General features: G+C 66.4%; 6 protein-coding genes. 3 read left to right on the forward strand and 3 right to left on the reverse strand.

The window, feature by feature from the left end:
• The first annotated feature begins 592 nt into the window (after positions 1-592).
• A complete protein-coding gene (locus tag ACEWX3_RS12300; protein WP_374159535.1) occupies positions 593-7,624 on the forward strand; it encodes a Calx-beta domain-containing protein in 7,032 nt (2,343 codons plus the stop codon).
• A gap of 42 nt (positions 7,625-7,666) precedes the next feature.
• Complete coding sequence (locus ACEWX3_RS12305; protein WP_374159536.1) at positions 7,667-8,626, forward strand: alpha/beta fold hydrolase; 960 nt, start codon at positions 7,667-7,669, stop codon at positions 8,624-8,626.
• Between the two features lie 62 nt (positions 8,627-8,688).
• On the opposite strand, the gene ACEWX3_RS12310 is transcribed toward ACEWX3_RS12305, so the two are convergent.
• The 3 genes from ACEWX3_RS12310 to ACEWX3_RS12320 all read right to left on the reverse strand — a co-directional run bounded on the left by ACEWX3_RS12310 (position 8,689) and on the right by ACEWX3_RS12320 (position 11,949).
• On the reverse strand, positions 8,689-8,991 hold the full coding sequence (locus ACEWX3_RS12310; RefSeq protein WP_207067038.1) for a Rieske 2Fe-2S domain-containing protein: 303 nt from the start codon (positions 8,989-8,991) through the stop codon (positions 8,689-8,691).
• Between the two features lie 87 nt (positions 8,992-9,078).
• Positions 9,079-11,595 carry a nitrite reductase large subunit NirB gene (gene nirB / locus ACEWX3_RS12315; RefSeq protein WP_374159537.1) on the reverse strand — a complete coding sequence of 839 codons (2,517 nt, stop codon included), beginning with the start codon at positions 11,593-11,595 and terminating at the stop codon, positions 9,079-9,081.
• Positions 11,596-11,949, reverse strand: coding sequence for a molybdopterin oxidoreductase (locus ACEWX3_RS12320; protein ID WP_221358701.1), 354 nt, complete (start codon positions 11,947-11,949; stop codon positions 11,596-11,598).
• Between the two features lie 374 nt (positions 11,950-12,323).
• Between ACEWX3_RS12320 and ACEWX3_RS12325 the strand changes: the two genes are divergently transcribed.
• Entirely contained in the window at positions 12,324-13,718 is a 1,395-nt protein-coding gene (locus tag ACEWX3_RS12325; RefSeq protein ID WP_207067041.1) for an MFS transporter, read from the forward strand.
• The last annotated feature ends 18 nt before the right edge of the window (positions 13,719-13,736 follow it).

The following is a 13,736-nucleotide window of genomic DNA, read 5'->3' on the forward strand; positions in this document are numbered from 1 at the left end:
CCTGCGCCGAGATCTGGTATTCGATGTTGCTGAACACTGGTCATGACTACCGATCCGTGAGAACAGTACTTTGCTCAGTGGCACTGATCCGTATACTCGGCCGAGGCGATGTAGTCCCGTGGTCACCGATGTTGTCATTCATTTGGACACTGCCGCGCTCATTGTTCGCGTATTCGACAATCGCAAAGAAGTTAGTCGCCGGACTACCTGTCGGCTGGCTGACGGGATCTCTTCAAGGCCGATAATGATATTTGCCGAAAGTGGCTTGCACTTGTACGATCAGCCGATCTGAGCTGCTAGATGATGCTACAAGACGTTGTCCTTCGAGTTAGCTTAGATAGGTCAACTATGTGTCTGTGACGGCGCATCTGGGTCAAGAAACCTTCATCCTTGACGCTGCCGTCGGAAGTCGGGTTGAATGCTTTTCACAGTCGTTAATATCGTTTCGTGATCGGAATCCAGGCCGGGGCCGGCCACCGAGATGCGGGCGCTGAGGTGAGACGGGAGTGCGTTGCTGATGGGTTACGGACGATTTGTCGGACGTGTTGGTGTGTTAGCTGTGGCGTTGGGGATCGGGTTGGCCGGTCCAGCGGTGGCTACTGCGGACCCCTCCGACGAGAGCAGCACCAGTGGAGCCGGTCCCGACAACGCCAGCACCGAGGCGGCGAGGACCGGGGCGGCCGCGGAGGCCTCGACAGATCCCGACGACTCGAACTCGGACGCCGACCCGGCAGGTGCGGGTGACACCGCCCTCGATGACGCCGAACAGGACGACGTCGATGCCGCGGACGCCGTCGCCGACGAACTGGACGAGATGGTCGACGACGAACAGAACGACGAGCCCGAGGCCGTCGCTGCGGAGGAAGACGGGGTCGTCGTTGCCGACGGGGCTGCCGACCCGGCCGGCTCCGATGACGACGCCGCCGACCCGGACGACACCTCCGATGTCGGTGCCGAAGGCCAGGTGAGCCCCGGTGTCGACCTGGATTCCCCTGTCGGTGATGTCGAGTCGAACGGCGCCGTCGCAGCCGATCCGGCCGACGGCTCTGCTGGGTCTGCGTACGGATCGCCACCGGCAGAGGAGGCGCCGGCCGAGTCCGAGCCGGATGCGCAGACCGCGTCTGAGCCGCAGTCCGAGCCGCAGTCCGAGCCTGCTCCGACCGACGCCGCGGTCGGCAGTGACGGCGGTCAGCCGGCGACAACCGCCCGGTCCGCCGCCACGGCGCTGCGGCAGCAGTCGGCGCCCGACGCCACCACTGTCGTCGACACGGACGACGCGTCGGTCGACCCGGCACCGCAGTCCGCGACCACGGGTCTGGCCGGGTTGGTGTCGAAGTTCCTGGGGCTCCTCGGAATCGGGCCGTCGGCCGGCGACACCGGCGTCCCGCTGCCGACCTTCGAATTCGTCACCGCGGTGTTCGGGGCGATCCGGCGCGAGATGGACCGGTTGTTCTCCAACGACGGGCCCACCGCCGCGCCGGTGTTGACCGGGCAGGCGGGGCCGGGAGTCCTCACCGGGTCGCTGGGCGCCACGGATCCCGAGGGCGACCCGTTGCGCTACAGCGTGGTTCAGGCGCCCGGCCAGGGTGCGGTGACCGTCGACGCGGACGGCGACTTCGTCTACACCGCCGGCCCGGATCTCGCCGCCGCTGGTGGCACCGACACCTTCGTCATCCGGGTCCGCGACACCGGGTTCCGGCTGCTGTCCGCCGGCCCGCGCACCACCGAGGTCCCGGTGACCGTAACCGTCTCCGCCGCCGAGGCCGGTGGCGGTGAGACGTCTGCAGCCGCCGCGCCGACCGCCATGCTGCTGGCCGCGGCGCAGGCCACCTCCACCGGCAGCGGATCGGTGTATCAGGTCAGCGCGTCAGGGCCGGACATCGTCGGCTTCGACCCGGCCAAGGACAAACTCGACCTCGGTGACGTGTCAGTGCACAACTTCATCGTCGTCGACACCGCCGAAGGCGTCGGGTTCCGCAACCCGTGGTCAGGTGAGACGGCGATCGTCCAGGGTGTGTCGCTGGGTCAGCTCACCGTCGACAGCTTCACCCCGATCATCAACGATCACCTGCGCCAGGATCTTTCGGGCGCACTGGCGTGGGAACACGGCGTCGCCGCGGCGCCCGCCACGGTGTATGCGCGGTCCCACGAAGTGGGCCAGATCGACCGCGTCGCATTCGACGCCGCCACCGACGTCGTCGACTTCCGCTACTACGGCACCCGCGAACAGCTCTACATGACAGACACCCCCGAAGGCGTCGTCATCTCGAACGCGGGGACCGGTCAGGCCCTGATCCTGCAGGGCGTCACCACCTCCCAGCTCACCGCCACGAACTTCGTCTTCCACAGCGCCCAGGTCCGCGAGGACCGGTTGCACCTGCAGCTCGGCATCGGCACCGTGCCCAACTCGCAAGTGCTTCCCCAGGGAGTGCCGATCGCCGGCACCGACAACTGGCCGACGGCCGCCGGAAACGGTGCGCCCCCGAGCGGGCAGGCCGGCACCACCACGACGATCGCGTGGCAGTACGGCACCCACACCACGCTCGACTTCGACCCTGCCGCCGACACCCTGGACTTCGGCTGGTTCAAAGCCCACGAATTCGCCGTTGACGAAGTCAGTGGCTCGACCCGCATCGCCATTGTCAACAACAACCAGTCCTACACGTTGACCGGTGTCGGCCTCGGTGAGCTCCAGATGAGCAACATCGTCGCCCTCGACGACACTGCCCGCGCCAAGTGGCAGACGCTGATCTCCAACGCGGCGCCGCCGGTTTCGAGTCCGACCGTCTCCGTCGGTGACGCCAGCGCCTCCGAAGGTGACTCGGATTCCACGACGCTGACCTTCACAGTGACCCTGTCCGAGCCGGCCGGTCAGCCGGTCACAGTCAGCTACTCCACAGCCAACGGCACCGCCACCGCGGCGGGCGCCGACTACACGCCCACGGTCGGCACGCTGACCTTCGCCGCCGGTGAGACCGTCAAGACGGTGAATGTCGCGGTCACCGGTGACACCATGATCGAGCTCGACGAGCAGTTCACTTTGAACCTGTCGGCGCCGGTCAACGCTGTCATCGGTGACGGCGTGGGCGTCGCGACCATCGTCAACGACGACGTCGACACCGCCCCGTCGACTCCGCCGGCGGTGTCCATCGCCGACCTCACCGTCGCCGAGGGCGATGGCGAGCACAGCCACTTCATGTTCACGGTGACCTTGGACAAGGCGTCCGACGAGACCGTGACCGTGCAGTACTCGACGTCTGACGGCACGGCCATTGCCGGTGTGGACTACACCGCCACCACGGGCACCGTCACGTTCGCGCCGGGCGTCACGACACAACTCGTTCATGTCGACGTCATCGGTGATGCCGCCGCAGAGCCGAACGAAACGTTCACAGTCACACTGTCGAGCCCGGTCGGCGCGACGCTGGCCGACGGCAGCGCGATCGGCACCATCACCGACGACGACACCGTCACCACCATGCCCGGCCTCAACTCAGGCAACCCGGGCGACGAACTGTGGGGAGAGGCGTTCTACGCTCCCTACGTCGACATGGGTCTGTGGCCCGTCCCCGACCTCGTTGCTATCGCGCAGAGTCGCGGTGCCTCGTTGGTGACGCTCGGCTTCCTGCAGGCCACCCCCGACGGCAAGCTGGCATGGGCCGGTCTGTCTGCGTTGGCGCCCGATTCGGACTTCGAACAGGCTCAGGCCATCAACAGTTCCATCGCGGCGCTACAGGCGGCCGGCGGTGACGTGATGATCTCACTCGGTGGAGCCTCCGGCACCAGCCTGGCCCAGTGGTACGCCACCCGCGGACTCAGTGCCCGTTCCCTGGCCGACGCCTACGTCGCTGTCGCACAGACGTATTCACTGCATCGAATCGACTTCGACATCGAGGGGGCCGCGGTAGCCGACGCTGCCTCGATCGCGTTGCGCAGCCAGGCGTTGGCATTGCTGCAGCAGGATCTGCCCGATCTTGAGGTGTGGTACACGCTGCCGGTGTTGCCCACGGGCCTGACCGCCGACGGCCTGAACGTGGTCCGTTCGGCGATCGACGCGGGCGTCACACTCGACGGGGTCAACGTGATGGCGATGGACTACGGCGAGTCCGCCGCGCCGACCAGCGGCCCGAACGCCAAGACCATGGGCGCCTACGCGATCCAGGCCGCCGAGTCCACCTATGCCCAATTGTCCGCGCTCTACGGCGAGTTCGGTCAGTCCTTCGGCTGGAACCAGGTCGGGGTGACGCCGATGATCGGGGTCAACGACGTCACCACCGAGGTGTTCACGGTCGCCGACGCCCAGGCGCTCGAACAGTTCGCCCGCGCCAAGGGTCTCGGGATGCTGTCGATGTGGTCGGTGGCCCGCGACACCCCGGGCAGCCTCGGGCAGGCCTCACCCACCGCATCGGGCCTCGACCTGCCCGCCGGCAGCTTCAGTGCCGTCTTCAACGACTACGGCACCGCCAACGACGTCGGCGACGCGCTACCCACGCTGTCGATCTCCGATGCCTCCGTCGTCGAGGGCGACGGCGGGCAGACCCACGTGATGTTCACGGTGACGTTGAGCGCGGCCTCGGATGAGGCGGTGTCGGTGGGGTATGTGACGTCGAACGGGACCGCCACGGCGGGCGTGGACTACACGGCGGGATCCGGGGTGGTGACGTTCGCGCCCGGGGTGACCTCGCAGATGGTGCATGTGACGGTCACCGGGGATACTGCGGTGGAGGGGAACGAGACGTTCACGGTGAGTTTGTCGAATCCGTCGGGGGCGACGATCGCTGATGGTTCGGCGGTGGGCACGATCACCAATGATGATGTGGCGCCGACTCCGACGCCGGGTGCGTCGTCGGTGACCTATGTGGTCTCCGATGACTGGGGTTCAGGTTTCGTGGCCGGGGTGAAGGTGACTGCGGGTTCGGCCTTTGACGGCTGGACGGTGGAGTTCGATACGCCGGCTCAGATCAGCAATATCTGGAACGCCGAGATCGTCAGTCATGTCGGTCAGCACTATGTGGTGCGTAATGCGTCGTGGAACGCCAAGGTGGCCGCGGGGCAGAGTGTGGAGTTCGGTTTCCAGGCGGCGCCCGGTGGTGGGTCGTCGGCGGTGACGGGGTTCAAGGTCAACGGGTCGTCGACCGGTGGGCCCGCGCCGGTGGTGCCGAAGGTGTCGGTGGCTGATGCGTCGGTCGTCGAAGGCAACAGTGGCACCACGCAGTTGACGTTCACGGTGACGTTGGATGCGGCCTCGGATGAGGCGGTGTCGGTGGGGTATGTGACGTCGAACGGGACCGCCACGGCGGGCGTGGACTACACGGCGGGATCCGGGGTGGTGACGTTCGCGCCCGGGGTGACCTCGCAGATGGTGCATGTGACGGTCACCGGGGATACCGCGGTGGAGGGGAACGAGACGTTCACGGTGAGTTTGTCGAATCCGTCGGGGGCGACGATCGCTGATGGTTCGGCGGTGGGCACGATCACCAATGATGATGTGGCGCCGACTCCGACGCCGGGTGCGTCGTCGGTGACCTATGTGGTCTCCGATGACTGGGGTTCAGGTTTCGTGGCCGGGGTGAAGGTGACTGCGGGTTCGGCCTTTGACGGCTGGACGGTGGAGTTCGATACGCCGGCTCAGATCAGCAATATCTGGAACGCCGAGATCGTCAGTCATGTCGGTCAGCACTATGTGGTGCGTAATGCGTCGTGGAACGCCAAGGTGGCCGCGGGGCAGAGTGTGGAGTTCGGTTTCCAGGCGGCGCCCGGTGGTGGGTCGTCGGCGGTGACGGGGTTCAAGGTCAACGGGTCGTCGACCGGTGGGCCCGCGCCGGTGGTGCCGAAGGTGTCGGTGGCTGATGCGTCGGTCGTCGAAGGCAACAGTGGCACCACGCAGTTGACGTTCACGGTGACGTTGGATGCGGCCTCGGATGAGGCGGTGTCGGTGGGGTATGTGACCTCGAACGGGACCGCGACGGCCGGGGTGGACTACACCGCCGCAGACGGCACCATCACCTTCGCGCCCGGGGTGTTGTCCCAGCAGATCAGCGTCACCGTCACCGGGGACGGAACTGCCGAAACCGACGAGACGTTCACGCTGACCCTGTCCAGCCCGTCCGGGGTGACGGTCGCCGACGGCTCCGCGACCGGCACCATCGTCAACGACGACGTGATCAACCCGGCGAACCTGATGCTGAGCATCTCCGACGCGTCGGTGGTCGAAGGCGCGCCCGGCAGCGGCGTCGCCCCCGGCTGGTTCAGCACATCGGGTAACCAGATCGTCGACTCGGCAGGCAATCCCGTGCAGATCGCCGGTATCAACTGGTTCGGCATGGAGAGCGACATCTTCACGCCGCACGGGCTGTGGACCCGCAACTATCAGGACATGATGGATCAGATGGTGGCCCTGGAGTTCAACACCATCCGGCTGCCCTACTCCAGTGAGATGTTGCACACCACCAAGATGCCGTCCGGCATCGACTTCTACCGCAACCCCGAACTGGCCGGGTTGACCCCGATCGAGATCATGGACGAGGTCATCCGTTATGCCGGCGAGGTCGGGCTTCGGGTGATCCTCGACCACCACCGCAGCAGCGCCGGGGCCGGCGCCACCGCCAACGGGCTGTGGTACGAGGGCCAGTACACGGAGGCGCAGTGGATCGCGGATTGGCAGATGCTGGCCGCGCGCTACGCTGACGACCCCACCGTGATCGGGGCCGACCTGCACAACGAACCGCACAACGGGACGTGGGGCGGTGGGGGCGCGACCGACTGGGCGGCGGCCGCCGAGCGTGCCGGCAATGCGATTCTGGCGGTCAACGACAACTGGTTGATCTTCGTCGAGGGCGTGGCCAGCTATGAGGGACAGCACTATTGGTGGGGCGGCAACCTGATGGGGGTGGCCGACCGGCCCATCGTGCTCGACGTGGCCGACCGGGTGGTGTATTCGCCGCACGACTATCCGAACTCGGTCTACGCCCAACCGTGGTTCCAGGGCGCCGATTTCGGGGACGCGTTGCCCGACAAGTTCGAGCAGATGTGGGGTTACATCTACGAGCAGAACATCGCCCCGATCTATCTCGGCGAGTTCGGTACCAGGCTCAGCGATCCCAAGGACGTCGTCTGGTACGAGGCGATCACGTCGTACCTGTCGGGTGACTTCGACAACGACGGCACCATCGACATCGCCGCGGGCACCGAGGACATGTCGTGGACGTTCTGGTCGTGGAACCCCAATTCGACCGACACCGGCGGCATCCTGGCCGACGACTGGAACACGGTCAACGCGAACAAGCTGGTCTATCTCGAGGCGTTGCAGTTCGACTTCGACGAGGGCACCTCAGGTGTGCTGGCGAACTTCGTGGTGACCCTGGCCCAGCCGTCGAACCAGACGGTGACGGTGCAGTACGCGACGTCCAACGGCACCGCCACCGGCGGCGACGATTACGTCGCGGCCACCGGCACGCTGACGTTCGCACCGGGGGAGACCAGCAAGACCATCAGCGTGGTGGTGCTCGGCGACACCGTCGCCGAGGGCACCGAGAGCTTCCTGGTCACGCTGTCCAGCCCGACCGGTGCCACCGTCGGTGACGGCACCGGCACCGGCACGATCACCGACGACACCGTCGTGTAGCCGACGCGTCCGAGCTCGTGGACGGTGTGACAACCTGAAGGCATGGGAAGGTACGCAGGTGTTTTCGGCCCGCACGCTCCGGAAGCCACCTATGTCGCGCACGACTACGCCGAACAACTCTTCGACACCGGCGAGGTCGAGCTCAACTACGCAGTCACCGGCCGGTCCGACAAGCCGGCGCTGCTGCTGATCCCAGGCCAGTCGGAATCCTGGTGGGGCTATGAGGCGGTGATGCCGCTCCTGGCGGAGCACTTCCAGGTGCACGCCGTGGACCTTCGCGGGCAGGGCCGTTCCACCAGGACCCCGCATCGGTACACCCTCGACAACATCGGAAACGACCTCGTTCGTTTTCTCGACGGGGTCATCGGTCGTCCGGCCTTCATCAGCGGTCTGTCCTCAGGGGGCCTGGCCAGCGCCTGGCTCTCCGCCTACGCCAAGCCCGGCCAGGTGATCGCGGCATGTTGGGAAGATCCGCCGTTCTTCAGTTCGGAGACCGCGCCCGTCGTGGGGCCGCCGATCACCGACAGCATCGGTCCGCTGTTCGGGATGTGGGCGAAATATCTCGGAGACCAGTGGAGCGTCGGCGACTGGGACGGGTTCGTCGCCGCGGTGCCGGAGGAACTGGCCGACTGGCAGGCCCACGTCGCGCTGGTCGTCGGTACCGAGGAGCCGGCCCAGAACCTGCGCGAGTACGACCCCGAGTGGGGCAAGGCTTTCATCACCGGAGCGTTCGCCGCCAGCTGCCCCCATCACGTGATGCTGAGCCAGGTGAAGGTTCCGGTGCTGTTCACCCATCACTTCCGGATGATCGACGAGAGCTCCGGGGGGCTGATCGGCGCGTGCTCGGACGTGCAGGCCGGGCGGGTGACCCAGTTGGTCAAAGGTGGCGGCGCGCCGCTCACCTACCGGTCGTTTCCGATGATGGGTCACTCCATGCACGGCCAGGACCCGGCAATGTTCGTCGAGATCTTCGTCGACTGGGCATCCACATTCACGCGGTGACGGACTGGCCACGGCGCGGCGGTGACGAGTTGCACCCACACTCGCCGCGTCTCTGACCCCGTTCAGGTCAGCGTGACCCGGATCGTGCCGTCGACCTCGGTGACCGCGTAGCAGGGCACCGACATGTCCGCCCCGGACACCTCACGGCCCGTGCACAGGTCGAACGTGTGATTGTGCAGCGGGCACACGATGACCCGGTCGTCGGCCAGGCCGTCGGCCAACGGTCCACCCTTGTGCGGGCAGACCGCACCGACGGCCCGCAGCGACCCGTCGCGGAGCCGGAAGACGGCGATCTGCTCGCCGTCGACGGCGAACGTGCGCCCCTCGCCGACAGGCACCTCGTCCAGGCGGCCCACCTCGGTCATCGCCACACCTTCCGTTGAGACTGCGCCAGCAGCGGGATTTTCACCGAAAACACGACGCTGGACGCAGTCTCAACGCGGTCGTCGCCCTCATCGGACCGGCACCTTCGGCAACGGCAGCAACGGCAGCGACGACCGGAACTGGCCCTCCGAACGCGGTTCCTGCCCGTCTCGCCACGGGTCGCGGTAGGCGTCGATCGACTTCTGCATGCGCTCGTCGAGACCGGCGACGAAGTCGTCGTCGGGATCCTCCACGAGCACCTCCTGCAGGTGCTCGATGCCGACCCGAGGCACCCACTTGTACGTTCGCTCAAGCCAATTGGCGCCCTCACGGTAGTACTGCAGGAAGCGTCCGGTCAGCGTCATCACCTCCTCGGGTGAATCGACGGTGGCCAACAGGTCGCCCTTGCGAATGTGCGCGCCCGCCGCGCCGCCGACATAGATCTCCCACCGGCCGCCGTCGACGGCGACGACGCCGAGGTCCTTGCACAGTGCCTCGGCGCAGTTGCGGGGACAGCCGGTGACGGCCAGCTTCATCTTCGCCGGGCTGGCCAGCCCCTGGTAGCGCTCTTCGATCGCGATGCCCAGTGCGGTGGAATCACCCACGCCATAGCGGCAGAAGTCGCTGCCCACACACGTTTTCACGGTCCGGAAGCTCTTGCCGTAGGCATACCCCGACGGCATGTCCAGGTCCGCCCACACCGCGGGCAGATCCTCTTTGCGGACTCCGAGCAGGTCGATGCGCTGTCCGCCGGTCAGCTTGATCATCGGGATCTCGTACTTCTCGGCGACATCGGCGATCTTGCGGAGTTGCGCGACGCTGGTGACACCGCCCTTCATCTGCGGCACCACCGAGAAGGTGCCGTCGCGTTGGATGTTGGCGTGCACCCGGTCGTTGATGAAGCGGGCGTCCCGCTCGTCGACGTACTCGTCGGCCCACATCATGTCCAGTAGCGACGCCAGCGCCATCTTCGATCCGGCGTCCTCCTTGCCGTCGGGCGCCAACGCGGCGAACACCGACGACACCGAATGCAGCTTGAGCTCGCGGATGTGGTGCATCAGCGTCGGTTTGTCGTAGGGAATCCCAGGGACGTACCACGACGCCGACGGGTCTTCGGTCACCGCTCCGCCGGCCGCCCACTCGACGACCTGGCAGACCAGCTCCTTACAGGAGCCGCAACCCTTGCCGGCCTTGGTCTTGGCCATCACGCCGCTGACCGACTTCTCGCCGTCCTGCACGCAGGACACCAACGCGCCCTTGGACACCCCGTTGCAGTTGCACACCTGCGCGTCGTCGGCCAGTTCGGCGACCCCCAATTCGACGTCGGGGGTGCCGATGTCGAACATCAGCTCCACGCGCTCGTCGGGCAGCGGCAGTTGACTGTCGAAAGCCTGGGTGAGGAACGACACCTTGGAGACGTCGCCGACCAGCGTGGCACCCACCAGCTTGCCGTCGCGGATCACGATCGTCTTGTAGACACCGTGCTTGGGTTCGGAGTACTGCACGAATTCATCGTCGGGATGCTCGGGTGCCTTGATGCCCATCGAGGCGACGTCGACCCCGGCGACCTTGAGCTTGGTCGCCACCCGCGACCCGTGATACGCCGACGACGCATCCCTTCCGGTCAGGTGGTCGGCGAGTACCTTGGCCTGCTCCCACAGCGGGGCCACCAGGCCGTAGACCTGGCCGCGGTGCTGGGCGCACTCACCGACGACGTAGACGTCGTCGTCGTCCACCGAGCGCATGTGGTCGTCGGTGACGATGGCGCGTTCGACGGTCAGCCCTGCCCGTTGCGCCAGCCCGACATTGGGCCGGATGCCGGCGGCGATGACCAACATGTCGCAGTCCAGGCCGGATCCGTCGGCGAACAGGACCCGCGACAGTCTGCCGTTCTCGACGACGACCTCGGTGGTCCGCTTCTCGGTGTGCACGCCGATGCCGAGGCCCTCGACCGACTTGCGCAGGATGTCGCCGCCGAGTTCGTCGAGTTGGGCGTTCATCAACGTCGGCCCGGCGTGCACGACGTCCACAGTCAACCCCCGGTTCTGCAGCCCGCGCGCGGCTTCCAGGCCCAGCAGTCCGCCGCCGATGACGACGGCCTTCGTGCGGGTAGCCGCCTCACCGATCATGGCCGCGGTGTCGTCGAGGGTGCGGAACCCGAACACGCCGTCAGCCAGCGTCTTGTTGTCGGCCCACAGCCCGGCCATCGGCGGAAAGAACGAGCGGCTGCCGGTGGCCAGGATCAACTTGTCGTACCGCATCGCGGTGCCATCGTCGGCGTACACGAGGTGGGCGAAGGTGTCGACGCGAACGACACGGACTCCGGCCCGCAGGTCGATGCCGTTGTCGGTGTACCAGTCCATCGCGTTGAGGTAGATCTCGCCCGGATCGTCGACGCCGGCCAGCACGTTCGACAGCAGGATCCGGTTGTAGTTGCCGTACGGCTCGTCACCGAACACCGTGACGGTGAACCTCTCGGCACCATCGCGGGCCAGAACCTCCTCGATGGCCCTGATGCCCGCCATGCCATTGCCGACGACGACGAGATTGGCCTTGGCGGTCGGGTGTGCCTGTCCGTTGGCGGAAGCGGTCTCGACGACGGTCATCTAGACCTCCACCAACCCGAGGTCGACGATGACGGTGCCGGACGCGCCTCCGGGCGCGGCCACCTGCAGTTCGAGCACGGTGTCGGCGAGAAGATCCTCGACCACCCGCAGCGCCACATGGGTGGCGCCTCGGGCGGCGATCGGGAAGTAGCGCATCGGTGCGCCGTCGCGGCAGAGCACGACGGTGATCATCTGATCGCTGGAGTTCCCGCCGCGGAAATACACCGGTTGCGTCGTGGCCCCGGCGGGCACGGTGTAACGCAGTGAATCATCGAGTGGAGCCGGCTTGTCGTAGCCGCTGCCGTCGAAGTCGAACGTGCCTTGCAGAAATCGGGGCGTGCTGCCGTCGGTCATGCGCTGGTCTCACCTTCTCGTGGAGTCGCGGTCGTCGGCCGGGCTGCTCTCAGCCGGTGCATTGTCCGGTCGAGACGCTAAACGTTGTGCGACAACAGATTCAGCGCTAGCGTGGAAAAGCCGACAGCGGGTGGAATTGCGGCCTCAGCCCGAAGCTAGGACGCAGGTGTTACGGCATTGTTTCGTTGATGATTCAGCGATGAATACCGTCGCTGACATCGCCGATTCGGCGGCGTTGAGATCTTTGTTGCGGCCGTTTAACGGCTGTCGTCAGGGTCCGTAACACGGGATTCCTAGCGTCGACTGCACAGCCATGGCTCCGAGACGGCGCCTGGACAGTTCGGCCCCAGCCACCATTCCCGAGGAGAGACCCCGTGACGGTCACGAGTAACCCGGCGCCCGACATCGCGGCACCCCCGCAGACCCACCACAAGGGCAAGCACTGGATCGACGACTGGCGGCCCGAGGACCCGGAGTTCTGGAACGGCACCGGCCGCCCGATCGCTCGGCGCAACCTGATCTTCTCGATCTTCGCCGAGCACATCGGCTTCTCGGTGTGGTTGCTGTGGAGCATCGTCGTGGTCCAGATGACCGCCGCGGCCGACGGCAGCGCGGCGGCCTCAGGGTGGGCGTTGACCACCACCCAGGCGCTCTGGCTGGTGGCCGTACCCAGCGGTGTGGGGGCGTTCCTGCGCATCCCGTACACGTTCGCGGTGCCGGTTTTCGGTGGCCGCAACTGGACGGTGGTTTCGGCTCTGCTGCTGTTGATCCCGTGTCTGTTGATGTCGTGGGCGGTCAGCGACCCCGGCTTCTCGTTCGTCGGACTGTGCCTGATCGCGGCCACCGCGGGTTTCGGCGGTGGCAACTTCGCCTCGTCGATGGCCAACATCTCGTTCTTCTACCCGGAACGGGAGAAAGGCTGGGCGCTGGGACTCAATGCCGCCGGCGGCAACATCGGGGTTGCGGTGGCCCAGAAGATCATCCCGCTGGTCGTGGTGGCCGGCGGTGGCGTGGCGCTGTCGCGCGCGGGATTGTTCTACGTTCCGCTGGCGATCGCCGCCGCGGTGTGCGCGTTCCTGTTCATGAACAACCTCACCGAGGCCAAAGCTGATGTGAAGCCGGTCTTCCAGTCGTTGCGCCACCGTGACACCTGGATCATGTCGCTGCTCTACATCGGCACCTTCGGCTCGTTCATCGGCTATTCGGCGGCGTTCCCCACCCTGCTCAAAGCGGTCTTCGACCGGGGTGACATCGCGCTGGCATGGGCGTTCCTCGGCGCCGGCATCGGCTCGGTGGCCCGTCCGCTGGGAGGTAAGCTCTCCGACCACTACGGCGGAGCACGGATCACGGCACTGAGCTTCGTGATGCTCGCGGTCGGAGCCGCCGCGGCGCTGTGGTCGGTGAACGCGGTGAACCTGCCGATGTTCTTTGTCGCCTTCATGTTCCTTTTCGTCGCCACGGGCATCGGCAACGGCTCGACCTACCGGATGATCTCGAAGATCTTCCGTGTCAAGGGTGAAGACGCCGGCGGCGCCCCGGAGACGATGGTGCTCATGCGCCGCCAGGCGGCGGGCGCGCTCGGCATCATCTCGTCGGTCGGCGCGTTCGGCGGGTTCGTGGTGCCGCTGGCCTACGCCTGGTCGAAGGCCCAGTTCGGCAACATCCAGCCGGCGTTGCAGTTCTACGTGGTGTTCTTCATCCTGCTGCTGGCGGTGACCTGGTTCTTCTACATCCGCAAGAGCACCCGCATGGGTCAGGTCGGGGTGTGAGCCCAGCCGAATCGACAC

The organism is Mycobacterium sp. G7A2 (genome assembly GCF_041902445.1).
In the GTDB taxonomy this organism is placed as follows: domain Bacteria; phylum Actinomycetota; class Actinomycetes; order Mycobacteriales; family Mycobacteriaceae; genus Mycobacterium.

What these genes read in the sequence shown, in the direction of transcription:
- ACEWX3_RS12305 (WP_374159536.1), top strand. Translation starts at nt 7,667, where the DNA reads ATGGGAAGGTACGCAGGTGTTTTCGGCCCGCACGCTCCGGAAGCCACC.
- ACEWX3_RS12310 (WP_207067038.1), bottom strand. Translation starts at nt 8,991, where the DNA reads ATGACCGAGGTGGGCCGCCTGGACGAGGTGCCTGTCGGCGAGGGGCGC.
- nirB (WP_374159537.1), bottom strand. Translation starts at nt 11,595, where the DNA reads ATGACCGTCGTCGAGACCGCTTCCGCCAACGGACAGGCACACCCGACC.
- ACEWX3_RS12320 (WP_221358701.1), bottom strand. Translation starts at nt 11,949, where the DNA reads ATGACCGACGGCAGCACGCCCCGATTTCTGCAAGGCACGTTCGACTTC.